Raw genomic sequence first — 25,656 nt, 5'->3', positions numbered from 1 at the left:
GATCGTGATCGTCACACCTGCATGCACAGATACTTGATCTCCAAGTAGTCTTCAGCGCCGTACTTCGAGCCTTCCCGTCCCTGACCCGACTGCTTGACACCTCCGAAAGGCGCGACTTCGGTCGAGATCAGACCGGTGTTTATGCCGATGATTCCATATTCCAGGGCCTCCGCGACCTTCCAAACACGAGAGAGATCGCGAGCGTAGAAATAGGCCGCAAGGCCGAAGATTGTATCGTTTGCCTGTGCGATCACATCGTCGACATCTTCGAAACGGAACAACGGAGCGACGGGGCCAAATGTCTCCTCGCCCGCGATGGTCATCTGGGCGTTGACGCCAGTGAGAACGGTCGGCTCGTAAAACGTGCCGCCGAGCGGATGCAGTTTACCACCCAGGGCGATGGTGCCGCCCTTTGCCAAAACATCCGCAACATGTCTCTCGACCTTCCGCAAGCTGTCCTGGTCAATCAGCGGACCAATATCGACGCCGGCGTCAAAGCCGCTTGCGACATTGAGCCGAGAAACCCGTGATGTTAATCGCCGCGCGAACTCGTCGTAGATCCCCGACTGAACATAGATTCGATTAGCACAGACGCATGTCTGGCCGGCATTGCGAAACTTCGACTGTATTGCGCCTTCTATGGCAGCGTCCATGTCTGCGTCGTCGAACACGATAAACGGAGCGTTGCCGCCTAATTCCAGGCTAACCTTCTTGATGTGCGCAGCGGACTGCCGCATCAGAATGCGGCCAACTTCCGTCGAGCCCGTAAAGCTGATCTTGCGGACTTTTTCGCTGGCGCAGAGCGTCCTCCCAATTGCCGGCCCATCGCTCCCGACAATAACGTTGAGAACGCCGGGCGGAATACCGGCCCGCTCGGCCAGAATCGCCAGGGCGACCGCGGAAAGCGGAGTTTGCTCGGCCGGTTTGGCCACGACGGTGCAACCGACGGCCAGAGCCGGTGCAAGCTTCCGGGCGATCATCGCATTTGGAAAGTTCCACGGCGTGATCACGCCTACCACGCCGATCGGTTGCTTCAGCACGATGATGCGCTTGTCGTGCTGATGCCCCGGTATCGTATCCCCGTAAATGCGCTTGGCTTCCTCGGCAAACCATTCGATATAGGCAGCACCGTAAAGAACCTCGCCGCGGGCCTCGGCAAGGGGCTTGCCCATCTCCGCAGTAAGTATGATCGCCAAATCGTCGACATTTGCCACGATCAGATCGTACCAGCGACGAAGCACCGCGCTCCGTGCTTTGCCTGTGAGGGCGGCCCAACTCTTGAAGGCCGAGTAAGCCGCGTTGATCGCGGCCTCGGTCTCCGTGCAGGCCATCTCGGGCGCGGTCGCGACCTTATCGCCCGTCGCGGGGTCCAGGATCTCGAACCGCCGGCCGTCCGAGACATTGTCGATCCACGTGCCGCCAATCAGTCCGGCGGCGCGCAGCAAGCTACCGTCCTTCAGTTTTGCTGCAATTGTTTGCGATACACTCATGCTCTGGCGTCTCTGATTGCAGCCTCGAGTAGGTCGAGCGCCTCGTTCATGACGCTGTCCTCGATGGTAATCGGTGAAAGAAAACGGATGACGTTGCCGTATACGCCACAGGTTAGCAGGATCAGCCCTCTCTCAAGGGCTTTCAGCCTGACGGTCCCTGCGAACTTCTCCGACGGCAAACCCTTCATCGCATCGTTGAACTCGATCGCGTTCATGAAGCCGGGCCCGCGAATGTCCGCGATCTCCGGCACGTCCTCGCGCAGCGATTCGAGCCGCTGCTTCAAGCGCGCACCAAGCAGACTGGCACGGTCGCACAGCTTCTCTTCCTCGATGACGTCGAGCACGGCATGCGCGGCGGCGATGCCGACCGGATTGCCGCCATACGTGCCGCCAAGGCCGCCTGGGCCCGGCGCATCCATCAACTCGGCCCGGCCCGTAACCGCCGCAAGCGGAAAACCGCCGCCAAGGCTCTTTGCCATGGTGGTGATATCAGCCACCACACCGGGACGTTCCATGGCAAACATTCGCCCCGTCCGCGCGAAGCCGGTCTGCACTTCGTCTGCGATCAAGAGGATGCCGCGCTGGTCGCAGATCTCACGCAGGGCAACCAGGAAATCGCGCGGCGACTCGTAGAAGCCGCCCTCGCCCTGAACCGGCTCGACAATGATGGCCGCGACACGAGCGGGGTCCACGTCGGCTTTGAACAGTCTCTCGAGCGCCGCAAGCGAGTCGGCCACGGAGATGCCGTGCAGCGCCACCGGGAACGGCACATGAAAGACGTCGCCCGGCATCGAGCCGAAGCCGATCTTGTAGGGAGCGACCTTCCCCGTCAGGGCCATGCCCATGAACGTGCGCCCGTGGAAGCCCCCGGAGAAGGCGACAACCGCTGAGCGCCCCGTCGCAGCTCTCGCGATCTTGACGGCGTTTTCGACAGCTTCAGCTCCCGTCGTCACGAAGATCGTCTTCTTGGCGAAAGATCCGGGCACAAGCCGGTTCAGCCGCTCGGCCAAATGCACATAATTTTCGTAAGGAACAACCTGATGGCACGTGTGCGTGAACCGATCGAGCTGCTCCTTGGCCGCGGCGATGACCTTGGGATGGCAGTGGCCGGTATTCAGCACGGCGATGCCGGACGCGAAATCGATATAGCGGCGTCCTTCGGCGTCCCAGATCTCCGAATTGCGTGCGCGGGCCGCATAGATCTGCGTCGTCACCCCAACTCCGCGGGAAATAGCCTCAGTGCGCCGTGCGGCGATCGATGCATTGCTCAAGTTCAGTCTCCTGGTATGTGCGGCACTGGTCTCGAGCCTGGCCGAAGGCCCGAACGCGCTCTTTGCGTTAGCGATCCCCGATCAGCAGCCGATAGCGAAGTTGATCGAGGATGACGGCGAGCACCAGCAACGAGCCCAACAGCACCATCTGCATGTACGAGCCGATCTGGGCGATGTTCATCCCGTTTTGCAGCAGCGTGATGAAGAACGCGCCCAGCACCACGTTTTCCACGCGGCCGATGCCGCCGCGCAGCGACACTCCGGCAATGACGCAAGCCGCGATCGACTCGAGCGCGATCTTGCCTCCGAGATTGGTTTCTCCAGATCCGACCCGCGCCGTCAGAAGAAGGCCGGCAATCGACGCCAGCAGCGCGCACAGCACATAAGTGATGAACAACACCCTCTTCGTGTTGACGCCCGACAGATGTGCCGCCTTTAGATTGCCCCCGACGGCATGGATGTGTTTGCCGAGGCGGGTGCGGTTCATCAGGATCCAGACCGCAACCGATGCCACCACCGCGACCGCCACCGGAATGGGGATATCGAAGATGCGGCCGAAACCAAGGACGTCCCCGAACTGGTACGGCATGCCCGATACCGGTACGCCGCCGGTCAGAAACAGTGCGACGCCAGCACCGACCGACTGCACGCCGAGCGTCATGATGAAAGGAGAGACGCCAAACTGCGCGACACCAATTCCATTGAAACCGCCAACCACCAACCCCGCACCCAGGCCGGCGCATATTCCGAGCGCGACCACAAGCCAAACCATTCCGGGCAGGACCGGCGTCAGCGCCACCATCGCGATCGCAGATACGACAGAGGTCAGCGCGATCGCGGTGCCGACCGACAAATCGAAGCCGCCGGTCACGAGCGCCAGCATCTGCCCGATCGATACCAGGATCAGATACACCGACTGTCGCGCGACATTGGTCAGATTTTGCAGCGCAAGGAACTCACGCGATATCAAAGCAAACGCGACAAGGGTCGCGACGAGGAAGAACGGCAAAACGCCGACCCGCAGAAATACGTAAGTAATGGCCGAGAAGAGGACGTTGGAGCGGCGGGGTGCACTGGTCTCCTCGACGACCGACGTGGTCTGAATGCTCACGCTGAACCCTCCGTTTGGGCAAAGAAGTATTTCAGGACGGTTTCTTCGCAGATTTCCGCGTTGCTAAGCTCGGCAGAGATCCTGCCCTTGGCGAAGACGACCAGGCGATGGGCAAGATTCATGACTTCCGCAAGGTCGGACGAAATCACCACCACGGCCTTGCCCGCCTCGGCGATCTCCTTGATCAACTGATAGAGCGCCACGCGCGTGGACATGTCGACGCCGACTGTTGGCTCGTCAAGAATGTAAACGTCGCGCGGTTCGCCGAATCCTTTGCCGAACAGGACCTTCTGCTGGTTTCCGCCTGACAGCTTCGATACCGCGCGATCCATTGCTCCCTTGGCAACACCGACTTTCTCACCAATGGAATCGGTGAGACTCCGGCTGCGCCGCGACGATACGATGCCCATCCGGCCGACGACGTCCGGCCGGTCTAGCAGGCTGAGCTCGATATTCTCACGCGCGGTCGCCGTCATCTGCAGCCCATCACTCTTGCGATCGGAGGGGAGGAAAAAGACCCCGCTCCTGAGCAGATGTCCTGTCGGCTGATGGGTGACATCGCGGCTCTTCAAACTGACGGTGCCAGCGGTGATCGGCTGCAGCCCGAGTGCGCCTCGCCAGATCCGGGACTTCCCGCTTCCCACGAGTCCTGCAACCCCGAGCACTTCGCCGGCCCGCACCTCCAGATCGACCCCATGGACGCCGGCTGTGTGGATTCCACGAAGTGTCATTACCGCCGGGCCGTCGGGCTGCCGGTCGATCTTTGGGTAAATCATGTCGATCGAGCGCCCGGTCATCAGCTCGATCAGCTTGTTTTCCGAAATGCCCTTTGCCGGGACGGTGGCGATCAGGCGACCGTCGCGCAGAACGCTGATCCTGTCCGCAATCTTTTCAAATTCGTGTATCCGGTGCGAGATGTAGATGATGCCGACGCCGGCGGCAGAGGCCTTAGCGATGAACGAGAAGAGTTTCTCGGTCTCGCGCTCAGTCAGCGACGCGGTCGGCTCGTCGAGGATAAGCACCCGTGCATTGGAGAGGAACGCTTTCGCGATCTCGACCATCTGCTGCTGGGCGCGCGAGAGGCTTGATGCCGGTCGATGGACATCGATGTCGAAGTCGAGATCCTCGAACAGCTTGCGCGCGCCGGCAACCATTGCCCGGCGGTCGATAAAGGGCCCGCGCTTGAGTTCGCGGCCAAGATAGAGATTTTCGAACACGGTCAATGTCGGAACTAGCGAGAATTCCTGGAACACCGTGCCGATGCCGGCATCCGTCGCGTCGTGCACCGAGTGAAAATGAACCTCCTCGCCGTCGATGCTGATAGAGCCGGCGCTTGGCCGGTAGACGCCGGAGAGGATCGAGATCAGGGTCGATTTCCCGGCGCCATTCTCGCCGAAGAGGACGTGGACCTCGCCCCGCTCCACCGTCAGGTGAACGCCGCTCAGCGCTCTGACGCCCGGAAACTCTTTCGAAATTCCCGTCATCTGTACCAGGGGTAATGCTGCGCCGCTCATTTCTCTGCCTCGACCATCCGGCCATGTTCAGCTGAACACGGCCGGATGATGATTGTGTCGGATCAGTTGAAGACCGGCTTGAAGCCTTCAGGCGGCAAGATGTTCGCCTGCGGCACCGTGTTGATGTTCTTGGAATCCACCACGAAGATCTTCGGACCGAGATGCTTAACGTAGTCCTTGCCCTCCAGGATGCGGACCGCCTGATCGACGGCGATGCGGCCCTGGATCACCATGGAATCGGCGGGTGCAGCCAGGATAAAGCCGCGCTTGATGCCTTCGTAGACGCCGGGCGTCATGTAGAACGCCAGGAGATCGACCTTGCCCTGCAGGCCGCGCTCGCGGATCACACCTTGTGCAGCTTCAGCGGTCACGGCCGTACCGACGACATAGCGAATATTCGGGTCAGCCTGCAGCGCGTCCTCGACGAGCTTCTGCTGCACCTCCTTGCCGGTATCGCCATATTTCGGCTGAAGCACCTTTACAGCCGACCCTTTGATGGCTTCGAGGAAGCCCTTGTTGGCGGCTTCGACCCAGCCGGCGCCCGCCGGCCCCGGGAACCAGCCAACCACCACCTCGGGCGAACCCGCCGGATGCTTCTTGGCAAGGTAAGCGCCGGCTTGCGCGCCCATCGTGTAGAATGACACCAGCGACTTGGCGGAGACTTCTGGAGAAGAAATTCCGTTGACGAGGTCGATTACCGGAATCTTCTTCTTGGCGATCTCGGCAATGACCTTGTTCAGTCCGTCGGACGAAATCGCTCCGATGATGACTGCATCGGTGCCGCTCGCCACGCAATCCTCGATCTGCGAGATCTGCTTGTTGAGCTCGGTGTAACCGCCCGCCTCCACCAGGTTCATCTTGACGCCGAGGCGCTTGCTCTCCTCCGCAACACCATAGTCGACGCCGAGCCAGTAGGCGTCTTTCATGTGCGGAAACGAAACGCACAGCTTCCAGGGCTTGGACGCCTTCTCCAGGGGAACGTACTTCACGTCGACTGATTTTCCGTCGGCCGCAAAGGGGGGATCGATTTTCGCCGCGTCGTAAGGGAACCAGTCTCCGGCGCAGGCTGCGCCGGCAAACAGCGTTGCCGACGATGCTAATAGCAGTCGTGCAAAGTACTTCATCTTCAACTACCCTCTCTGTGTTGCTAGCTCTCGCATCGACCCGCTCTTCGACCCTGCAAATCAGGCGAGAGCGTTTCGAATCTTTTGTAACAACTTCGCCCGCTCGGCACGGGCGCGGAGCGCGCTGTCCATGTCGACTTCGACAAAGCTTGTCGGCATGTTCGGTTGAAGTTGCCCGATCAGATCCATGTCGGCAGAAATGACGGTGCCAACCATGAAGTAGCCGCCGCCGGACACGGCATCGCGATGCAGGATGATCGGCTCCTTGCCTCCCGGTATCTGGATCGAGCCATATGGGTAGCAGCTATCGACGATGTTCGACGGATCCGATCCTGCGCCGAACGGCTGTTCGCGCTCGACGAAGTGCATCGGCTGGCCGCCGCGGAAGCGATAACCCATGCGATCGGCTTCCGGCGCCACCTTCCAGTGGTCGCTGAAAAAGCTCTTCTGCGACTCGGGGGTGATACGGTGCCAGTACAATCCGGTCAGGACGCGCAGCTCAGCGGGATTTCCCGGCCGCCGGCGCAACTCGCCGGGTACGCCAAGTCGTGCTTTCCGGTGTGAAGCTTCACCGACGGGCAATGTGTCGCCCGCGGCGATTGCGCGCCCCTTGAAGCCGCCCAGCGCACCGATCGGATAGGTCGAACGACTGCCCAGTGCGAGCGGCACGTCGATCCCGCCGGCGATCGCGATGTAGATGCGCGCGCCGGCCTGTAGATAGCCAAACGTCAGCACTTGACCCGCCTTGACCTCAAGCGCGGTCCAGCCCGGCCTTTCCTCATCATCGAGCTTGATGGGCATGTCGGCGCCGGTTACCGCGATGATCGCGTCGCGGGTAAACTCCAGGTGCGGCCCGATGAAGACCGCCTCGAGACAGGCGGCGCCTTCGTCGTTACCGACAAGCAGGTTTGCCGCGCGAAGCGCCAGGCGGTCCATGGCCCCGCCGATCGGGATACCGAGATGAAAATATCCGGGACGGCCGAGATCCTGGACAGTGGTCGACAGACCGGGATTGATTACCCTAACGGGCATGGAGCGCGCCCTCCAGTTTGGTGTTGTAGCCGTTCATGTCTTTCTGAAACTCGCGAAAATCAAAGGTGACGTCGCGAATGATCGGCGCGAAGCGCCCGGCGGCAACGTCCTCGACCGCCTGATCATAGGCGTCGCGGCCGATCGGCTTGAACTTCACGATGTCGCCGGGCCGGAAGAACACCATGAACTCGCGCAGATATCCGATCTTCTGCTCGGGATCGAAGATCGGCATCGGCGTGATTCCGAACATCTGATAGCCGCCCGCGCCGCGAACGGAATAGATGCAGGAGAAACAGCCGCCGTGGCCGATCGTAAGCTTGGGTGTATCGGTGCGCGGCCGCAGATATTTGGGTACCTGAAGCTGCCGCGCCCGCTCGACCATCTGGTACATGAACGGGAGCCCCGCCACGAAACCGACCATCGATACGAACCAGGGCGATCCGGAATGCGCCGCGATGAACGCATCGACGTCGGGCAGGCCATTGACCCGCGCGGCGTATTCGAGATCGGTCGCGGTCGGATCCTGGTGCCGTTCGCGGAATCGCATCAACGTCTCATGCGTCCATGGATCCTGATAGAACACCGGGATCTCGATAATCCGGGTGTTGATGACCGGATCGTGTTTTTCGGCCGCGCTTTCGATCGCCTTCACTTCCCGCAAGATCTCGCTCGGCTTGATCAAGTCGGGATCGAACTTGATCTGGAACGATGCGTTGGCGGGACATATTTCGGTGACCCCTTTGATGCGGCTGTCGCGCACCGCGTTGGTCATCGAGAGGCTCTTGAAGAAGGCATCGAGCGACATCGCTTCGTCGCATTCGACAAAGAGATGTTCGTCACCTCCGAAAGAGTAGCGTGTCGTCATCAGGCCTCCTCCTTGGCGCGCGTCAGCGCCGCGAAATCGGTATCGAGCCAATGCTCGAGAAAGCGGGTGTGGGTCCGTCCGGCCCTCACATGGGGGTCGGCAACGAGCGCTGAATGAAGCGGAATCGTGGTCGGGATTCCGGTGATCGCCAAGCGATCGAGAGCGTCGCGCAGCTTGTCCAGGCATGCGGCGCGGTCATCGTCATGAACAATGAGCTTGCCGAGGAGGGAGTCGTAGAACGGCGGTACCGCATATCCGGGAAACAGCAGCGTATCGAAACGAATCCCGCCGCCATTGGGTACGGACAGCGTCTCGACCGTTCCCGGCCAGGGCATGAAGTTCCTTAAAGGATCCTCGGCGTTGATGCGGCATTCGATGGAATGGCCCTTGATACGGATATCTTCCTGACGGACGGAGAGATTTTCGCCACCCGCAATCCGCAACATCTCCTGAACCAGATCAAGACCCGTGATCATTTCGGTCACGGGGTGCTCGACCTGAATGCGCGTGTTGACCTCGATGAAATAGAACTGCTGCGTCGCGTCGTCGTAGAGATATTCGACAGTACCCGCGCCGCTGTAACGAACGGCGCGGGCCAGCGCCACCGCGCTTGCGCACAGCCGCTCCCGAATATTGTCGGGCAAGCCGACGGCCGGAGCCTCTTCCCAGACCTTCTGCCGGCGCCGCTGCAGCGAGCATTCGCGCTCGAAGCAATGCACGAAGTTCTCGCCATCACCTAAGATCTGCACCTCGATGTGCCGCGCCCGCTCGATCAGCTTTTCGATGTAGAGGCCGCCATCGCCAAAAGCTGCGGCCGCTTCGGCGGAGGCCTGTGGAAACTGCCGCTCGAACACCTCGACGCTGTCGGCCATGCGGATGCCGCGGCCACCGCCGCCCGCCGCCGCCTTCAGCATCACCGGAAAGCCGATACGAGCCGCGATTGCCGTGGCTTCAGCAAGGTCCGACACCCGACCGTTACTACCCGGCACAGTAGGCACACCGGCCTTCTCCGCGACCTGTCGCGCCATCACCTTGTCGCCCAACAGCCGGATCGCCTCGCCGCTCGGGCCCACGAATTTCATTCCGGCCGCGGTCACGGCGTCCGCGAAATCGGCGTTCTCGGCAAGAAAGCCGTAGCCTGGATGTACCGCGTCAACATCCGCGGCTTTGGCTGCCGCAAGAACGGCTTCGATGTTGAGGTACGACTTCTTTGCCGCGGGCGGCCCGATTTCGATCGCTTCATCTGCAAGCTGAACCGGCAGCGATTCAGCATCGGCCCGGCTGTAAACCTGGACGGTTCGGAGCCCGAGGGCCTTCGCGGCACGGATGATCCGCACCGCGATCTCGCCCCGGTTGGCTACCAGAACCGAGCGGATGTTCATTGCTGAACCTCCGCAAGAGTCTGCCCCGCCATGATCGCATCGGCATCATCCACCACGAAGCGGATGGAAGCCCCAGCGATGCCGGCGCGGACTTCGTGGAACGACTTCATCACCTCGATCAGTCCGACAACATCGTCTGCGGCAACGGCATCGCCGTCATTCTTGAAGGGCGCACTGTCCGGCGAGGGCTTGCGGTAGAAGACGCCCGGGAGGGGCGACTTGATGTCTGCTGTGGTCATTGCGACGCCTGTTCCTTCTGGGGAATGATTTCCGAGACGGGAGCAATCCTGATTCCGCTCGCAATCAACGCCGCGCGCATCGCGCTGGCGATTTCCAGCGCGCCCGGCGTGTCGGAATGGAAGCAGATGGATTCGAATTCGATATCAATATCCTCGCCTTCAACCGTGCGAACCTTGCCGGTTTGGCAGGCGCGCACGACCTTTTCGGCCACCGTCTGCGCATCGAGCTTCTTGCCGTGGCGGGTGAACACGATCGAGCCAGAGCGGTCGTAGTCGCGGTCGGCGTAGAACTCGCGGATGACCGGCTGCCCCGCTTCGACGGCGATGCGGTACGTTTGCGAAATGTCCATGCAGAACACGAACGCGGTGGGAGCGACCGTTCGCATGAGCTTGATGAATGAGCGGGAGAGCGCCTCGTTGGCTGCGAGCTCCATGTAAAGGGCGCCGTGCGGCTTGACGTGCTGCAGATCTGCGCCGTGACGGCGGGCAAATTCGCGCAGCGCGCCGATCTGGTAGACCACGTCGTTGACGATCTCGTCGCTTGCGCCGTCGATCCTGCGGCGCCCGAAGCCCTGAAGGTCCCGGTATCCCGGATGAGCCCCGATCCCGACGCCATAATGCGCGGCCAGGCGCACCGTCGTGTCCATCAAGTTGGGATCGCCGGCATGAAATCCCGCGGCGATGTTCGCCGAACTGATCACCTGCATGAGCTTGGCGTCGTCAGCGTCGCTCAGCCGCCATGGGCCGAATGCTTCACCCAAGTCGCAATTGATATCGACGGCCTTGACCGGCACCGATGCCCTCCCCCAAGCGTCGCCTTCGAATTCCGGAGACGTGGGCGGACATTATGTCGACAAGCCAATATAGGAAAATACTATTATTGGAGCTCTATTTTCGTTTTTTTCTATGCTGCATTGCCTGCTTTATAGGCAGGCAATGTTACCAATGCACTGAGCGCATTAGCGAATCTTACCGACTAAATTTGCATCAGCGCTGCGTAACGGGTAATCTATTCATAGGATACGAATGCGTACCGCATAAGAATCTGATTTTTTGATGGAGAGTCTAGGTGTCGGTCAGCCTGCGGCAGATCCGTTATTTTGTCGCCACCGCCGAGCAGGGGCAGATCACCCAGGCGGCAGCGGCTCTCTCCATTTCGCAGTCCGCGATCACCACGGCCATCAAGGATCTCGAACAGTCCGTCGGTGCCGAGCTCTTCAGCCGCTCGCCGCAAGGCATGGAGCTGACGACCGTCGGACGCCAGTTCCTGTTTCATGCCTACGACATCCTCAACAAGGTCCAGGAAGCAACCAGCCTCAAGGTCCCGACGAGTGACGTCGAAGGCAGTCTGACGGTTGCAGCGACCTACACGGTGATCGGATATTTTCTTCCCAATCACCTCGAACGTTTGAAGCGCAATTTTCCAAACCTCGAAATCCAGCTATTCGAGCTCAACCGCGAAGCGATCGAGGAAGGGTTGTTGTCAAACCGCTATGACATTGCCGTTCTGCTCACCTCGAACGTCCAGAATCCGGACTTGTCGACCGAAACACTGATCAGCTCGCGACGTCGATTGTGGGTCGCCTCTAAACACCATCTGTTGCACAAGGATTCCGTAGGACTAAAGGAAGTCGCTGCGGAGCCTTACATCATGCTCACCGTCGACGAAGCGGCGAACACGTCTCTTAGATATTGGAGCAATACGCCGTATCGGCCGACGGTCACGCTGCGCACCTCCTCGGTGGAGGCCGTGCGGTCGATGGTCGCGAACGGACAAGGCGTAGCAATACTTTCCGACATGGTGCTGCGGCCCTGGTCGCTCGAAGGCCGGCGCATCGAGACCGTGGTGCTGAGGGATCCGATACCGGCCATGGACGTTGGATTGGCATGGCGACGCGACGTCGAGTTCACGCCGTCAATGGAAGTATTCCGCTCGTATTTCAGACAGGCGTTTTACATACCTGCCATCCGCTAACACGCAGCGCAGCACCTCCGCCGTCTCACCCGCGTTCATGTCAACGTAAGGTATTTCACCGGGCGGTTTCTTGTTGCTCCAAACGCGACGCGAGGCGACCCACACGCCTGCCCGCTTTGCGCCCAGAACCGGTCGCACTTAGAGCTAGCCGGTTACCGGTCGCTCCAGAGGAACTTCGGCACCTCCGCATAGCCTCGCGGCAGATAACGGGATACGGTCCGTCGAATTTCGAATCCGTTCTCAATCGGAGCGGCACCGAACTCAGGAGGAGTGCTACCGTTGAAGAGCTATGAACTACGCGGCCCGAATGGAATTGACGGGCTCACGCTCGTCGACAAGCCCGTGCCGACACCTGGTTCGGGTGAGGTACTCGTCCGATTAAAGGCAGCGACCCTCAACTACCGTGATCTCCTCACGATCAAGGGTGGGTATGGTTCACGGCAGAAGTTTCCGCTCATTCCCGTGTCAGACGGGGCGGGAGTGGTCGAGTCGGTTGGTCCGGATGTGAGCGCATTCTCGCCGGGCGACCGCGTCATCGGCAGCTTCTTCGAAGATTGGATCAGCGGCGAGCCGACCGAAGCAAAGATGCGGACAGCGCTTGGCGGTGGAGTGGACGGCGTCTTGACGCAGTACCGGGTATTTCGCGCGCGCTCGTTGGTAAGAACGCCAGAGCACCTCAGCGATATTGAGGCTGCCGCCCTTCCCTGCGCCGGGCTCACGGCCTGGAACGCCGTCGTCAAGCTTGGCAATCTCAAGCCGGGCCAGACAATTCTCACACAAGGGACAGGAGGGGTCTCCATCTTCGCGCTTCAATTTGCAAAGCTGTGCGGCGCTCGCGTGATCGCAACCTCATCCAGCGATGCGAAGATCGAGCGGCTCAAGATGATCGGCGCTGATGTCGCGCTCAATTACAAGGACACGCCCGATTGGGGAAAGCGAGCCCGGGAACTGACCGGCCGCGGCGTCGACCTTGTTGTGGAAGTTGGCGGAGTCGGCACACTCAACGAATCGATCAGGGCGACCAGGATCGGCGGCACAATTGCGTTCATTGGCGTTCTTGCCGGACCGCCGCCGCCTGAGCTGCGCCTTCCGCTGATGGTCATGCAGCAGCAAAGGCTCGAAGGCGTGACGGTGGGGTCCGTCGAAGATCTCCAGGCGTTAGTTGATGCGATCGCAATCAACCGAATGAAGCCGGTCATCGACAAGACGTTCTCGTTTGATCGGGCGAAACAGGCCCTCACGTACATGGCGAGCGGAGCGCATTTCGGGAAAGTGGCGATCGCGATCGATTGAGGGAGCTATCAGGGCGTGCTGCATGCAACGGCTTTCGGCAGCTACGCGGATGGCCGGCCCTTAGCCGACCACCGCAGCGCGCATAATCGGCAGCGCGGCGCGCATACAATGCATGGTGCCCCTCACATGCGAGGCGCAGCGCCCGTCAGCACCGCACCCTTTGCTCGCTCTTCGACTCCCCGCCGCAGGACTTTCCCCTGCGTGGCTCGACTGCTATTGTCCCGATCGAGAGCCTGAATGGCCCACCAGACAACAGGGAGATGACGGATGGCAAGGACGTTCGTGACGATGGCCGGCGCCGCCGCGCTGACCGGTGTACTTGCCGCTTTATCGGCGCCCGCGATGGCGCAATATCCTGACCGCCCCATCAAGATGATCGTGCCGTGGGCCGCGGGCGGCGATACCGACAACATCTTCCGGCCATTCGCCGCCGAATTCCAGAAGCAACTTGGCCAACCGGTAGTCATCGCCAATGTCGCCGGCGCATCCGGCACGGTCGGCGCGCGCGAAGCCCAGAAGGCGGCGCCCGACGGCTACACCGTCTACGCGGTGCACGACTATATCCATCTGACGTTTTACGCGGGCATCAGCGAGGTCAAATACAGCGACTTCGAGCCGATCTGCCTGGTCGCGGCGACGCCCTCGATACTGACCGCAAGCGCCAAAACGCCATGGAAGAACTGGCAGGAGCTCGCCGACGACGCCAAGAAGCGGCCGGGCCAGATCTCGGTCGGCGCTACGCTCGGGTCGACCAGCCATATCTTCCCGGCGATCGTCGAGAAGATGGCCGGCTTGAAGTTCAAATACGTGTCCTACGACGGTCTGGCTCCGCGCATGAACGCGCTGCTCGGCGGCCACATCGACCTCACCGATTCCAATCTGACGCAGAAGGGCAAAGTCGAAGCCGGCCTGCTGCGCTTCATCGCGATCGCGAGCGAGAAGCGCGATCCGGAATCTGCCGACGTGCCGACGTTCAAAGAACTCGGCATGAACATCGTGTACGAAGTGGCGCGCGGCATCTTGGTCCCCAAGGGGACGCCCGCGCCAGTGCGCACCAAGCTCGAGGAGTCCTGCGCAAAGGCGACCAAGGAACCGAGCTTCGCCCAGGCGATGAAGGTGCAAGGCACACGCGTGGCGTTCCTTAATGCCAGTGACTATGGCCAGTTCCTCGCCAAGATCGACAACGACAACAAGGTCGTCATGACCGATCTCGGCCTGATCAAGAAATGAGCATCGGCCGCGACGGAATTGCCGGGCTGGTCCTGCTCGCGATCAGCCTGGTCCTCCTGGTCAAGTCCTTTCAGCTTCCGTCCCTTCCGATCGTTCCGGTCGGGCCGGGCTTTTATCCGTCCATCGTGCTGTCCTTCATGGCGACCGCGAGCGCGCTATTGGTCCTGCAGGACCTCTTGAAGCGCCGCACGCCGGCCGTAGCCGGCGCGGACGAGGGGCCGCGGCGAAGTTATGGTCTGGTCGTGATCGCATTCGCGATCGTCGGCGCCTACGTGGTGCTGCTGCCGCTGCTGGGGTTTCGCGTCGCTACGGTCTTGTTCGTCGGCGCGCTGCAGGCCGCATTGGGCCGGCCGCAAACGGCGCGGCAATGGGTGGTGCTCGCTGCGATCGCGCTCGGCACCGCCGTGCTGAGCTATTTCATTTTTGAAAAATACCTGCTGGTGCTGCTGCCTCGTGGCGCATGGACGGGTTTCTGATGCTCGATTTGCTTGCGAATGGCCTCGTCAACATCGCCCAGTGGAAATACCTTTTGCCGCTGCTTGCGGGCACATTCGTCGGCGTGATCGGCGGTTCTCTGCCGGGCGTCACCATCACCATGACGGTGATCGTGGTGTTGCCGTTCACCTACGGGCTCGATCCGCTGGCGGGCCTTGCGGCGATGACCGGCGTCTATGTCGGCGGATCGACCGGCGGCCTTATCGCCTGCTGCCTGCTCGGTATCCCGGGCTCGCCGGCTTCGATCGCCACCACGTTTGACGGCTTTCCAATGGCACGCAACGGCGAGCCTGGCCGCGCCATCTGGCTGGGCGTGTGGGCCTCGGTCTGGGGCGGTCTGCTCGGCGCCTTCTTCCTGGTGTTCCTCACCGGTCCACTTGCGGCGATCGCGCTGGAATTCGGGCCGTGGGAGTACTTCTCACTATTCGTGCTCGCCATGGCGATGGTAGCTGGGCTGACCGAATCCTCGCTCCTCAAGGGACTGATCTCGACCGCCATCGGGCTGTTGATCACGGTGGTCGGTCACGATCCGATCGGCAGCGTGCCGCGGTTCACCTTCGGCTCGGAGTTCATCGGCAGCGGCTTTTCGTTCCTCCCCGTGCTGATCGGCATTTTCGCCTTCGCGCAGATCATGACCGATCTGGAGAAGCTGAACCAGCCGCGCGGCCAGGCGGCAGAGTCGTTGATCGGGGTCAGGCTCGAGCGTTTCTCGCATCTCAAGGTGAACCTGGAAATCTTCAAGCAGCCGTTCCTGCTCGCGTGGTCAACGATCGTCGGGCTGATCATCGGAATCCTGCCAGCGATCGGCGGCAGCGCATCCAGCGTCATGGCCTATGACCAGGCCAAGAAATTCTCGAAAACGCCGGAGCGTTTCGGCAAAGGCCACCCCGAGGGGATCATCGCGTCGGAAGCCTCGAACAACGCCAATGTCAGCGGCTCACTGATGACCATAATGGCGTTCGGGATTCCCGGCGACGCTGTCACCGCGGTGATGCTTGGCGCAATGACGATCCACGGCATTCAGTCGGGACCGCTGTTCATCTCTCAAAACCCCGACATCGCCTATGGCATCTATGCGGCCTACATCCTGGCGCACCCCTGCATGCTGCTGATCTGCTTCGTGCTGATGCCGCTGATGCTACGCGTGACCTCGGTGCGGATGGCGGTGCTGGCACCGGTCGTGCTCGTGCTCTGCGTGGTCGGCGCCTACGCGCTCAACAACACGATGCAGAGCGTCTACGTGCTTCTGATGTTCGGCGTCGTCGGCTACGTGCTGGTCAAGCTCGGCTTTCCGCTGGCGCCCCTGATCCTCGGCTTGATTCTCGGCGACCAGATCGAGATCAACCTTGTGCGCGCGATTATGACCGACGCGAATCCCTGGCTCTTCCTGACGCGGCCGATTTCCGGTCTGCTGCTCCTGGCGGCGGCAGCCTCGGTCGTGTTGGCCATATGGCAGCATCTGCGTCACCGGAATCGGGTGGCCGAGGAAGAGCCGGATTTTTGAACCGAGGTGATGGTGCCTTTTTGACCAGAAAGAGGATTACAGCTATCACGACAGTGTTCCGGGAGACCGCTGCTGAGCGGTCGCAGGGGATCGCGAAGCTACTCGATGGCAAACACGAGCTTACGACCTGACTTGCGAATTGCGGTTGCCGGGCTGGGAGCAATTGGAACCCGGGTCGTCGAAGCGCTGGACCGGGGAATTGATGGATTGGTGCTCACCGCCGTGTCGGTGCAAAACCCCGAAAAGCACCGAGGCCGGCTTGCCAGTCTGACAAGAACGCCCGCCGTCCTGCCGATCGAGGCGCTCGTCGATGTCGCCGACATCGTAATCGAATGCGCCCCGAGCAAGCTCGTCAGGTCAATCGTTGCGCCGTTTGTAGCTAATGGAAAGACCGCGGTCGTCCTCAGCGCAGGTGCGCTCCTCGAGCTCGAAGACCTTGTTGAACTTGCCAAGCAAAATGGCGGGCAAATTGTGGTGCCCACGGGCGCGCTCATTGGCCTCGACGCGGTGACCGCTGCAGCGGTCGGGACAATCCATTCGGTCCGGATGGTAACCCGGAAGCCGATCCGTGGGCTCGCAGGCGCTCCATATATCGTCGAGAACAACATAGACATCGAACAGATTACCACACCTCTCAAGATATTCGACGGTACCGCACGCGAGGCGGCAAAAGGATTTCCGGCAAATGTGAATGTTGCTGCGGCACTGTCACTTGCCGGGATAGGTCCGGATCGAACGAAAATCGAGATCTGGGCAGACCCCACATTGACGCGCAACACGCACCGGATCGACGTGGACTCCGATTCCGCCCGCTTTTCCATGTCGATCGAAAACATCCCGTCAGAAAATCCAAAAACGGGTCTCATCACCGCGCTCTCCGTCATCGCCTATCTTCGCAAGCTGCGTGCATCGCTTCGCGTCGGGACATGAACAAGGCGCGCGGGATGCTCCACCACATTGGCGCTCGGAGCGATAACGAGAGTGCATCTCCTCGGTCGCCATTGTCCTGACGACGATGGAACGCGCACGACGTCGTCAGTCTCGGAACTTTGATCGCTATTGACGGCAATTCGATCCGGAGCGGGCGAGGCGCCGGTTGCGTGAGGCGTGCCAAAATGCCCTGAGGCGGAGCAGAGCGATTGATTTGATGCGCAAAAGCTCCTACCCTGCCGGCATTAGACTGCGCCACAACAAGAAACCAAAAACCAGTGGCGCCTTTGGGAGGAGACAGGAAATGCGTAGACGCATAACGATCCTGCTCGCCTTGGCGGTAGCAGGTCTTTTCTTGGCTTCGCCGGCCCCAGTGTTGTCCCAGGCCGCTCCGACGCCGTTGCTTCTGAAGGGACAGTCCTCGCATCCCGCTGCAGCCAACTTCCACCAGATCTTCAAGCTCTGGGCCGAGGAAGTGGAGAAGATGTCGGGAGGCCGGCTGAAGATCGAGGTCTTGCCGGGCGGCGCGATCGTCCCGCCTTTCGAAGTGTTCGATGCGACTTCGAAGGGTGTGCTGGACGTCGGCATGGCGCCTTTCGGGTACATCCAGGGCAGGAACACGGCGACAATTCCCATGTCGCACGGGCCGCTGTTCGGGATGGACGGGCAGGACTATTACGCCTGGTACTATGACGGCGGCGGCACGAAGCTGCTCGATGAGTTCTACCGCGATGTCCTCAAGCTGAACGTTGTGGGCTTCCCCATCCCCACCGACTATCCGCAAGGGCTTGGCTGGTTCAAGAAGCCGATCAACAGCCTGGCCGATCTCAAGGGCTTGAAGTACCGCATCTACGGCATCGGTGCCGAGACCTATGGAAGGCTTGGCGTCTCGGTTGTGACGATACCCGGCCAGGAAATCGTGCCGGCGATGGAGCGCGGCGTGATCGAGGGCGCGGAATGGATCAATTGCCTGGAAGACAAGAAGCTCGGTCTGCACAAGGTTGCCAAGCACTACTACACACCGGGCATGCACGAGCCGGTGACCGGCGGACAGTTGATGATCAATGCGGACGTCTGGAAGAAGCTTACGCCCGACCTGCAGGAGATCGTCAAAGTGGCGTCCGTGTACGCCACGAACATGCGCAATTTCGCATTCAACCGCGAAACCGCCGACGCCTGCCTGGAACTGCTGAAGGAAGGAGTCCAGATCCACCGCACGCCGGATGAGATCCTGAAGAACTTCCTGGACGAGTGGGAGAAGATCCAGGCCGAGTACGCCGCGAAGAACCCCTTCTATCAGAAGGTGATGGACAGTCAGAAGAAGTACGCGGAGACCGTGGTGCCCTTCCGCCTGTCGTGGTGGCCCCCGTACGACTTCGCGGGACTCTACTACTGGAAGGACAAGATCTACCGCAAGGCGGCGGAAGCGCCTGCGAAATAGGGAGCTGGCACGCGCAGCTCGCGACCTGTGCCGCGGCGGGCCGCCGGATTCTTCGGCGCCCGCCACGCGCAGGCACGGGCGGCGAGCACGCCCCTCGTCCGCATGTAAGGCTGGCCAAAGGGAGCATCGATGCCGGCAGACACCGCGAGGTCGCGCGCTGACGGCGCAAGCGGCGGTTTCCCGCGCGCGTTCTACGCCGTCATTCGCTGGATCGACCATTTCTCGGACCTCACGGGAAAGCTGATCGCCCTCTCGATGCTCTTCCTGGTGGCATCGATCACCTACGAGGTGGTCGCGCGATACTTCTTTCGCGCCCCCACAATCTGGGTCTACGAATCAAGCTTCATGGTGAACGGTTCCGCGTTCATGCTCGGCTGCGCCTATGCGCTGCTCAAGGGCGCACACATTCGAACCGACATCTTCTGGGACAATTATTCCGAACGCACCAAGGGCCTCATCGACCTCGCGTCATACCTGATCCTCTTCTTCCCGACGATGATCACCATGATGATGATCAGCATCGACGACGCATGGAGTTCGTACCAACTCGACGAACGCTCGCAGGAGAGCGTCTGGCGCGCGGTCATGTGGCCGTTCCGCGCCGCAATTCCGCTCGCGGCGCTCCTCTTCATGATCCAGGGCATCTCCGAAGCGCTCAAGTGCTGGTACCGGATCCGTTTCGGGCGCGAGTTCGAGCATCGGGAGAAACTCGAAGTATGACCGGCCTCGAACTCCTCGGCGCGGTGATGCTGCTGGTGATGCTGGCAGCGATCTTCATCGGCCTGCCGATCAGCTTCACCTTGCTGTTCCTCGCGCTGATCTTCGGCTACTTCGGTCTCGGCGTCCGCGTCTTCAACCTCGCCTATCTGCAGACCATCGGCCTGATGAAGCAGGACGAGTTCGTTGCGGTCCCGATGTTCATCCTCATGGGATACGTGTGCGACCAGGCGGGTCTCATGGAACGGCTGTTCAGGGCGTTCCGCGATCTGTTCGCGCCGGTGCGGGGCGCGCTCTATGTGGTGGTGATCGTGACCGCCACCCTGTTCGGCATCGCCGCGGGCACGGTCGGAGCAACCGTGGCGCTGCTCGGCATCATGGCTGGCCCGATGATGATCAAGGCCGGCTATGACGTCCGCATGTCGGCGGGGGCGATCGCGGCCGGCGGCACGCTGGGCATCCTCATCCCGCCATCGGTGATGCTCGTGGTGATGGCGCCGGTGCTCGACATCTCGATCATCGACCTCTACGCCGCCGCATTCGGCCCCGGCTTTCTGCTGTCGGGCATGTACATCGCCTACACGCTGGCGCGCAGCTACTGGAATCCGAGGCTCGGTCCGCCCGTGCCAAAGGAGGAGCGGCCCGAGTCCATGAAGATCGTGCTGTGGGAGTGCCTTGTCGGCCTCGTTCCGGTCACGGTCCTCACCATCATGACCCTGGGTGTGATCCTGATGGGGCTGACCACGGCTGCCGAAGCGGCCGCGCTTGGCGCGCTCGGCGCCATCCTGCTCGTCATCGCCTACGGCCGCTTCACCTGGCACGGTTTGCTCGACGCCTGCTACAAGACGCTTGCGACGACCAGCATGGTGCTATTCCTCGCGGTCGCCTCCAATGTTTTCGGCGCCGTGTTCGCCTGGCTCGGCACCGCAAGCTGGATCACCAACACTCTGATTGCAGCGCCCTTGCCCGCATGGGGGACGATGTCTGTGCTGCTGGCCGTCATCTTCCTGCTCGGCTGGCCGTTCGAATGGCCGGCGATCGTGCTCATCTTCCTGCCGTTGCTTGCTCCCGTTGCCAAGGGGCTGGGTTACGACATGGTGTGGTTCGGCTGCATCGTGGCAGTGGTGTTGCAGACCGCATTCCTTTCGCCGCCGGTCGCGATGTCGGCCTATTACCTCAAGCAGGTGGTCCGGGAATGGAATCTGAAGCTGATCTACCGCGGCATGGCGGACTTCATGGTGATCCAGTGCATCTGCGTGGTGCTGGTGCTCGCGTTTCCGTCGATTGCCATGTGGTTCCCGAACTGGCTCGATGAGCGCCGCAAGGCGGAGCGGTCCGTGCAGCTCGAGCAGCCTCTGCCGGCCAGCGCGCTGTTGGAGGAGGGCCGGATCAGGATCGTGCGTTGACGACGCGGACGGACACCACTTCGGCCGAAGCGCTCGCAAACGGTTTCTCCGCATCATTCTCAAACGGCCGAGGGAGCGTGAGTCCGCATTCTCGCGGCGCTTTGCGCCCGAGTTTTGCTGTACTTCCACACCCTCTTTTGAAGAGGGCGCAGGGAAGGCCGGGTGCCGGCTGGCACCCGCGGTCCGTGCGCAAGACGCACACGGCTTGGACCACAGGGCAGCCGGAGCAACCCGGCCTTCCCTGCGCGGATGGTTTACGGCTTATGTCGTGATCTCCCCGGTGAGACGAGCTCTATTGCCACCGTCGCCGCGCGGTTCTGTGGCGCCTCACACCGGTTGGCCTGAGACACCGCCACGGGCTTGACGCCAGCTTCGGGCGCCAGGACCACACGATTTCGCCGTCCGCGGACGTCCTCGCCGGGCTGTCGACGGCTGGCGTGTGCTCACCATCGAGACCCAAGCGAAGACGCTCTTCAGCGCCGTTCGTCCGCGCGCCGCATGATCGCTCACGGGAATACTCTTGGACCCGCCCTGCGATTTCCTGCGCGCCCGACGCTGCCGCGTCCACCGCATCCCGACCCGCGTTCGTGACGACGTACGACCGCCCCCTTCGGGGGTGGGACGAACGCCATATACGCCAATTCCGAAATTCGGAAAAGGAGAATATTTTTGCAGCGGAGACTTGACAGGCTTTTGGATCGATTTGCCCGTCGGGCGCACATTTGACCCGAAAGCGCAGCTGATCGCCGCGGCCACGCTGCCGCCTTGCAGCCAAAGCATCTGCGGTAGCGGAAGAGCAATTCGATCGAGGGCGCGTACTCGTAAATCGAGCTTGATTGGTGCGGGCTCGGTCAATGTCCGTTATGCCCCGGCAGCGACGCAATTCGAAATGACGCGATGGGCCAACTCCGGACATCCTGAGTGGTCGCCTCCAGACGGAGGGTCAATCGCGTATGGCGGGCGTACTTACCGCCCACCGAGCCGCGGAGCCGGTCGGTTACGCTGAATTGCTATATCAGTGGGCCGGAGATATCCCGTTCACCAACTATCGATGGCGTCCCCGACGGCTTCTCAATTACCCCTCGTCGTGCGCCGCGCGACGCTCACTCTTGCGATGGTACCGGGGACAAGTCCACGACCGAGCGCAACCTAATCGTGCAACTTTATACCCGCTTCTCTAATCAGCTTCGCCCATTTCGGAATCTCGTCGTCAATGACGGCGGCGAATTCCGCGGGTGAATTCCCGATCGGCTCGATTCCAAGGTCACCGAAGCGCTTGCGTATGTCGGGAATGGCGAGAATCCTCGCTGTTTCACGGTACAGCTTGTCGACGATCGCCGGTGGAGTTCTGGCAGGCGCCAAGAGGCCGAACCATACTGTAAGGTCGAAGTCAGGGAAGCCTGACTCTGCCATCGTCGGGAGATCGGGCGCGCCGGCATGGCGCTTCAACGACGTCATCGCGAGCGCCTTGACTTTTCCGTCGCGCGCGAGCGGCAAGGCGCCGGTAGGAGGAACAAAGGCCATGCTGATCCGTCCAGCGACCACCTCCTGCCCAAACGCAGTGCCGCCATACGGAACGTGTAGGATATCCACTTTGGCCATGGACTTCAGCAGTTCCCCGGCGAGGTGCAGCGTTGAGCCAAATCCTGCGGACGCATAGGTGAGTGCGCCCGGCCGCGCGCGTGCCAGTGCCACAAGCTCTTGCACATTCTTCGCCGGCACGTCGTTGCTGACGATGAGGATGTTTCCATAAGCACACACCTGAGAGATCGGCACAAGCTCCCGGACCGGGTCGAACGGCATCTTCTCATAGAGGCTCGGGTTGATGACAATACCTGGGGCGGCCGCGAGCAGCAGCGTATGGCCGTCCGGCTTGGTCCTCGCGACGCGCTCCCCGGCAATATTGCCGTTGGCGCCGACCGTGTTCTCGATGACGACCGGCTTGCCCCATGCCTGGAAAAACTGATCGCCGAGCAAGCGCGCGACAATATCTGGCGCGGTGCCCGGTCCGAAACCGACAACAATTCGGACCGTCCGGGCTGGATAATCCAGCGCCTGAGCAGTCCGTCCCGGCGTGACAGCGATAATCAGAGTGGCAAAAACCAACACCAATGAATGCTGAAGCTTCATTGTTGCCTCCGTTCTGTTATATCATCCGTCTCTGCGGGGTATCATTCGTCCGCCTACCGGCTTGGTGCCCTTTGCAAGGCATCCGAAGTAATCCGGGTGGCCCGCCCCCCAGCGGGTCGAGACTGCCACGCCGGGTATCCGATGTAACGATGGCGCGATGAAATTCCGCCGAAATATCGGTGAAGGTGGCAAGACGCATAAGGTCGCGGTGGAGGTGAGGATGCATTCCAACTCCCCCCGGGTGCTCTGCTTCAGCGGTTACGCCCTCGACTTGCAGCGCTGCGCCGTATTGCGCGGCGGGCGAGAGCTTCAACTTCGGCCGAAATCCTTCGACGTGCTACGCTATCTCGCCGAGCACGCTGGCCAGCTCGTTCCCAAGGAAGAGTTGATCAGGGCAACCTGGCCCGACGTGTTTGTATCCGATGACTCTCTCGTCCAATGTATCAAGGACATTCGCGAAGCGCTATCTGACGATGCCCATGAGATCGTCAGGACCGTTCCACGCCGCGGCTACCTGTTTGCGGCCGAGTTGACCGGCGTCGAACTGAACAATCGACCGTCAGCGATCGGTTCGCGCGGTCAGGAGCTTACATTCTGCCGGACCCAAGACGACGTCAATATTGCCGTTGCTTGGGTGGGTCAGGGCATGCCCCTTGTGTGTATTCCCACCTGGGCCACCCACCTGGAGTACGACTGGCAGAGTCCTATCCGCGGACCGCTTTGGCGTTTCCTCGTCGACCGCGTCCGGCTCGTTCGCTACGATGGTCGAGGCTTTGGGTTTTCCGATCGAGACGTCACCGATATTTCTTTCACAACGTTCGAGCGCGACCTGGACGCGGTGGTGGATGCTTTGCATCTGCATCGTTACGCCATCCTAGGCATATCGCAGGGAGCCGCAATCGCCATCGCTCACGCTGCCCGCTATCCCGAACGTGTGTCGAAATTGATCCTTCACGGCGGCTTTGCGCTGGGCCGCAACAAACGCGGCTCCCCGAAAGAGGCCGAAATCGCCAAGGCGTGGATTGCCATCATGCGACAGGGATGGAGCGACGACAATTCCGCCCTGCTAAGGATATTCAGCTCTGTCTTTCTTCCCGGCGCTTCTGCCGAGCAGATCAGGTGGTACGCAAACCTGCTGCGTCTGTCGACAACGGTCGAAAACGCGACCATGAACCGATACGCTGTTGACGAAATCGACATTCTCGATCTATTGCCGAAGGTATCGGCCCCCACCTTGGTCCTTCACTGTCGTAACGACAACGCGGCGCCGTTTGACGAGGGGCGCCGGATCGCCACGACCATCCCAAACGCCAAATTCGTGGTCCTGGATTCAGAGAACCACGTCCCCATACCGGGCGAGCCCGCTTGGTCAAAGTTCATCGGCGAAATTGAGACGTTCTTGTTGAATCTCTGACACTACCTGTTCGCGCATTTCGAGCGAAGGCGAGCTTGCGTTGGGATTGCAGGAGAAGTGTTGTTCTTTGACTCGCTTGTCTCCTCTGACAGGAGCCGCTGGAACGATATTCTGTTCTTCGATGAAGCGCTGCATACCGAACCTCCACGCCGAGTGGGCAGTTCCGGTTAGGGAACCAGCGCCTCTATCAAAAGCGCGCAAGTTAAAATGGGGGCGCGGACTGCGTCGCAGGGTAGAGTACATCCGCTCTGAATAGACCTTATCGATAGTCCAGAAACGGAGAGGTAATCTAGATTTCGCCCACCACGCATATTGCTCGTCGCCGCCCCAAATCCACTTTGCCAGGACCATGAGTTGGAAGGAGTGACGCTGTGGAATATGGTTTGGTGAAGTTCTTCCATCTCGTCGGTGCTATTCTCATGGGTGGTGGGCTCATAGGCGTGTGGATGTCCGATTTGCGCTCGCGGCAGCTGTACGAGCTAAAGCCCTTTTCGGAGGCGGTTCGCAATATCGCGGTTTTCTACGACGGACTTGTCGTGCCGGGGGCCCTATTGCTACTGGGTTCTGGCACTTGGATGATCGTGACGTTCTATGGGGGTTGGAACTTCTTACACTTGCCTTGGCTCGCAGGAATGGTTGGGCTGTTCGCCTTCGAGTTCATAGAGGGCAACACGGTTACGCGCCTTTATTTCATGCGGTTGCGCCGTCTGACGCGGTCTGCGCTTAACGCGGGCGAGGTGACGCCTGAACTCCAGAAGGCGCGGGCCGAGCGCGTGCCCACATTCACGCACTTTCTCGATCTACCGATGCTGTTTCTCATCGTAGCTCTTGGGGCTATACAGCCAACGACTTGGTCGTTGTTTATTGCTGGTTTGGTTGCGGCGGTGGCGCTTGCGACAATACTGACGCTCGTCATTCCCCGGCTCTATCCCTGGGGTTCGGAGGCATAACCTGGCTAGGACCAAGTACCTGGCTAGGGCCAAGTCATTTTCGAACCAGGTACCCGATTAGCTTAGCATTTCGCGTCTGCTGATATGAGTGCAGATGCTTCTCTTGGCACTGCTGATAATGCCTTTCATGGCACGCGGCCTTG

Annotated in this window: 22 protein-coding genes; 11 read left to right on the top strand and 11 right to left on the bottom strand. The window is 60.9% G+C overall.

Features of this window, described 5'->3' with window-relative positions; translation table 11 throughout:
- Window positions 1–11 precede the first annotated feature (11 nt).
- The 10 genes from HY852_RS02975 to HY852_RS02930 all read right to left on the bottom strand — a co-directional run bounded on the left by HY852_RS02975 (window position 12) and on the right by HY852_RS02930 (window position 10,822).
- The gene (locus HY852_RS02975) at window positions 12–1,490 is read right to left on the bottom strand and encodes an NAD-dependent succinate-semialdehyde dehydrogenase (protein WP_291602468.1); all 1,479 of its coding nucleotides are present in this window, start codon (window positions 1,488–1,490) and stop codon (window positions 12–14) included.
- Window positions 1,487–2,761 (bottom strand): 4-aminobutyrate--2-oxoglutarate transaminase, encoded by a 1,275-nt coding sequence (locus HY852_RS02970; protein WP_291602467.1) that lies wholly within the window; start codon window positions 2,759–2,761, stop codon window positions 1,487–1,489. Before HY852_RS02970 ends, HY852_RS02975 begins: the two co-directional genes overlap by 4 nt.
- 67 nt (window positions 2,762–2,828) lie before the next feature.
- Window positions 2,829–3,872 carry an ABC transporter permease gene (locus tag HY852_RS02965; protein ID WP_291602466.1) on the bottom strand — a complete coding sequence of 348 codons (1,044 nt, stop codon included), beginning with the start codon at window positions 3,870–3,872 and terminating at the stop codon, window positions 2,829–2,831.
- On the bottom strand, window positions 3,869–5,386 hold the full coding sequence (locus HY852_RS02960; protein WP_291602465.1) for a sugar ABC transporter ATP-binding protein: 1,518 nt from the start codon (window positions 5,384–5,386) through the stop codon (window positions 3,869–3,871). The genes HY852_RS02965 and HY852_RS02960 overlap by 4 nt, the downstream gene beginning before the upstream one ends.
- Window positions 5,387–5,448: 62 nt before the next feature.
- The gene (gene torT / locus HY852_RS02955) at window positions 5,449–6,510 is read right to left on the bottom strand and encodes a TMAO reductase system periplasmic protein TorT (protein WP_291602464.1); all 1,062 of its coding nucleotides are present in this window, start codon (window positions 6,508–6,510) and stop codon (window positions 5,449–5,451) included.
- A gap of 60 nt (window positions 6,511–6,570) precedes the next feature.
- A complete protein-coding gene (locus HY852_RS02950) occupies window positions 6,571–7,542 on the bottom strand; it encodes a biotin-dependent carboxyltransferase family protein (RefSeq protein WP_291602462.1) in 972 nt (323 codons plus the stop codon).
- The gene (locus HY852_RS02945) at window positions 7,532–8,407 is read right to left on the bottom strand and encodes an allophanate hydrolase subunit 1 (protein ID WP_291602460.1); all 876 of its coding nucleotides are present in this window, start codon (window positions 8,405–8,407) and stop codon (window positions 7,532–7,534) included. Before HY852_RS02945 ends, HY852_RS02950 begins: the two co-directional genes overlap by 11 nt.
- The gene (locus HY852_RS02940; protein WP_291602459.1) at window positions 8,407–9,789 is read right to left on the bottom strand and encodes an acetyl-CoA carboxylase biotin carboxylase subunit; all 1,383 of its coding nucleotides are present in this window, start codon (window positions 9,787–9,789) and stop codon (window positions 8,407–8,409) included. Before HY852_RS02940 ends, HY852_RS02945 begins: the two co-directional genes overlap by 1 nt.
- Entirely contained in the window at window positions 9,786–10,028 is a 243-nt protein-coding gene (locus tag HY852_RS02935) for an acetyl-CoA carboxylase (protein ID WP_291602457.1), read from the bottom strand. The genes HY852_RS02940 and HY852_RS02935 overlap by 4 nt, the downstream gene beginning before the upstream one ends.
- Window positions 10,025–10,822, bottom strand: a complete 798-nt coding sequence (locus HY852_RS02930; RefSeq protein WP_291602455.1) for a 5-oxoprolinase subunit PxpA — start codon at window positions 10,820–10,822, stop codon at window positions 10,025–10,027. The genes HY852_RS02935 and HY852_RS02930 overlap by 4 nt, the downstream gene beginning before the upstream one ends.
- A 275-nt stretch (window positions 10,823–11,097) precedes the next feature.
- Here HY852_RS02930 and HY852_RS02925 point away from each other — a divergent pair, with 275 nt between their 5' ends.
- From HY852_RS02925 to HY852_RS02885, 9 genes are all read left to right on the top strand, one after another.
- Window positions 11,098–12,003, top strand: coding sequence for a LysR family transcriptional regulator (locus HY852_RS02925; protein WP_291602453.1), 906 nt, complete (start codon window positions 11,098–11,100; stop codon window positions 12,001–12,003).
- 279 nt (window positions 12,004–12,282) lie between these two features.
- Complete coding sequence (locus HY852_RS02920; protein ID WP_291602451.1) at window positions 12,283–13,296, top strand: NAD(P)-dependent alcohol dehydrogenase; 1,014 nt, start codon at window positions 12,283–12,285, stop codon at window positions 13,294–13,296.
- 267 nt (window positions 13,297–13,563) lie between these two features.
- Window positions 13,564–14,526 carry a tripartite tricarboxylate transporter substrate binding protein gene (locus HY852_RS02915; RefSeq protein WP_291602449.1) on the top strand — a complete coding sequence of 321 codons (963 nt, stop codon included), beginning with the start codon at window positions 13,564–13,566 and terminating at the stop codon, window positions 14,524–14,526.
- The gene (locus HY852_RS02910) at window positions 14,523–15,002 is read left to right on the top strand and encodes a tripartite tricarboxylate transporter TctB family protein (protein WP_291602447.1); all 480 of its coding nucleotides are present in this window, start codon (window positions 14,523–14,525) and stop codon (window positions 15,000–15,002) included. The genes HY852_RS02915 and HY852_RS02910 overlap by 4 nt, the downstream gene beginning before the upstream one ends.
- On the top strand, window positions 15,002–16,525 hold the full coding sequence (locus HY852_RS02905) for a tripartite tricarboxylate transporter permease (RefSeq protein ID WP_291602445.1): 1,524 nt from the start codon (window positions 15,002–15,004) through the stop codon (window positions 16,523–16,525). The genes HY852_RS02910 and HY852_RS02905 overlap by 1 nt, the downstream gene beginning before the upstream one ends.
- Window positions 16,526–16,630: 105 nt before the next feature.
- On the top strand, window positions 16,631–17,455 hold the full coding sequence (locus HY852_RS02900) for an aspartate dehydrogenase (protein ID WP_291602444.1): 825 nt from the start codon (window positions 16,631–16,633) through the stop codon (window positions 17,453–17,455).
- Window positions 17,456–17,759: 304 nt separating this feature from the next.
- The gene (locus HY852_RS02895) at window positions 17,760–18,896 is read left to right on the top strand and encodes a TRAP transporter substrate-binding protein (protein WP_291602443.1); all 1,137 of its coding nucleotides are present in this window, start codon (window positions 17,760–17,762) and stop codon (window positions 18,894–18,896) included.
- Between the two features lie 129 nt (window positions 18,897–19,025).
- Window positions 19,026–19,616 (top strand): TRAP transporter small permease subunit, encoded by a 591-nt coding sequence (locus HY852_RS02890; protein ID WP_291602442.1) that lies wholly within the window; start codon window positions 19,026–19,028, stop codon window positions 19,614–19,616.
- Window positions 19,613–21,019 carry a TRAP transporter large permease subunit gene (locus HY852_RS02885; protein ID WP_291602441.1) on the top strand — a complete coding sequence of 469 codons (1,407 nt, stop codon included), beginning with the start codon at window positions 19,613–19,615 and terminating at the stop codon, window positions 21,017–21,019. Before HY852_RS02890 ends, HY852_RS02885 begins: the two co-directional genes overlap by 4 nt.
- A gap of 1,149 nt (window positions 21,020–22,168) precedes the next feature.
- Here HY852_RS02885 and HY852_RS02880 read toward each other — a convergent pair.
- The gene (locus HY852_RS02880; protein ID WP_291602439.1) at window positions 22,169–23,149 is read right to left on the bottom strand and encodes a tripartite tricarboxylate transporter substrate binding protein; all 981 of its coding nucleotides are present in this window, start codon (window positions 23,147–23,149) and stop codon (window positions 22,169–22,171) included.
- A 157-nt stretch (window positions 23,150–23,306) separates the two neighbouring features.
- On the opposite strand from HY852_RS02880, the gene HY852_RS02875 reads away from it, so the two are divergent.
- The gene (locus HY852_RS02875; RefSeq protein WP_291602438.1) at window positions 23,307–24,563 is read left to right on the top strand and encodes an alpha/beta fold hydrolase; all 1,257 of its coding nucleotides are present in this window, start codon (window positions 23,307–23,309) and stop codon (window positions 24,561–24,563) included.
- A 386-nt stretch (window positions 24,564–24,949) separates the two neighbouring features.
- On the top strand, window positions 24,950–25,513 hold the full coding sequence (locus HY852_RS02870) for a DUF2269 family protein (protein ID WP_291602489.1): 564 nt from the start codon (window positions 24,950–24,952) through the stop codon (window positions 25,511–25,513).
- Window positions 25,514–25,656: the final 143 nt, after the last annotated feature.

The organism is Bradyrhizobium sp. (assembly GCF_016213215.1).
In the GTDB taxonomy this organism is placed as follows: domain Bacteria; phylum Pseudomonadota; class Alphaproteobacteria; order Rhizobiales; family Xanthobacteraceae; genus Bradyrhizobium.
The sequence above is the reverse complement of the archived record's forward strand: the minus strand, read 5'-3'. Positions and strand labels throughout refer to the sequence as shown.

What these genes read in the sequence shown, in the direction of transcription:
- HY852_RS02905 (WP_291602445.1), top strand. Translation starts at nt 15,002, where the DNA reads ATGCTCGATTTGCTTGCGAATGGCCTCGTCAACATCGCCCAGTGGAAA.
- HY852_RS02945 (WP_291602460.1), bottom strand. Translation starts at nt 8,407, where the DNA reads ATGACGACACGCTACTCTTTCGGAGGTGACGAACATCTCTTTGTCGAA.
- HY852_RS02940 (WP_291602459.1), bottom strand. Translation starts at nt 9,789, where the DNA reads ATGAACATCCGCTCGGTTCTGGTAGCCAACCGGGGCGAGATCGCGGTG.
- HY852_RS02880 (WP_291602439.1), bottom strand. Translation starts at nt 23,149, where the DNA reads ATGAAGCTTCAGCATTCATTGGTGTTGGTTTTTGCCACTCTGATTATC.
- HY852_RS02895 (WP_291602443.1), top strand. Translation starts at nt 17,760, where the DNA reads ATGCGTAGACGCATAACGATCCTGCTCGCCTTGGCGGTAGCAGGTCTT.
- torT (WP_291602464.1), bottom strand. Translation starts at nt 6,510, where the DNA reads ATGAAGTACTTTGCACGACTGCTATTAGCATCGTCGGCAACGCTGTTT.
- HY852_RS02975 (WP_291602468.1), bottom strand. Translation starts at nt 1,490, where the DNA reads ATGAGTGTATCGCAAACAATTGCAGCAAAACTGAAGGACGGTAGCTTG.
- HY852_RS02875 (WP_291602438.1), top strand. Translation starts at nt 23,307, where the DNA reads ATGAAATTCCGCCGAAATATCGGTGAAGGTGGCAAGACGCATAAGGTC.
- HY852_RS02900 (WP_291602444.1), top strand. Translation starts at nt 16,631, where the DNA reads ATGGCAAACACGAGCTTACGACCTGACTTGCGAATTGCGGTTGCCGGG.
- HY852_RS02910 (WP_291602447.1), top strand. Translation starts at nt 14,523, where the DNA reads ATGAGCATCGGCCGCGACGGAATTGCCGGGCTGGTCCTGCTCGCGATC.
- HY852_RS02890 (WP_291602442.1), top strand. Translation starts at nt 19,026, where the DNA reads ATGCCGGCAGACACCGCGAGGTCGCGCGCTGACGGCGCAAGCGGCGGT.
- HY852_RS02935 (WP_291602457.1), bottom strand. Translation starts at nt 10,028, where the DNA reads ATGACCACAGCAGACATCAAGTCGCCCCTCCCGGGCGTCTTCTACCGC.
- HY852_RS02885 (WP_291602441.1), top strand. Translation starts at nt 19,613, where the DNA reads ATGACCGGCCTCGAACTCCTCGGCGCGGTGATGCTGCTGGTGATGCTG.
- HY852_RS02950 (WP_291602462.1), bottom strand. Translation starts at nt 7,542, where the DNA reads ATGCCCGTTAGGGTAATCAATCCCGGTCTGTCGACCACTGTCCAGGAT.
- HY852_RS02960 (WP_291602465.1), bottom strand. Translation starts at nt 5,386, where the DNA reads ATGAGCGGCGCAGCATTACCCCTGGTACAGATGACGGGAATTTCGAAA.
- HY852_RS02915 (WP_291602449.1), top strand. Translation starts at nt 13,564, where the DNA reads ATGGCAAGGACGTTCGTGACGATGGCCGGCGCCGCCGCGCTGACCGGT.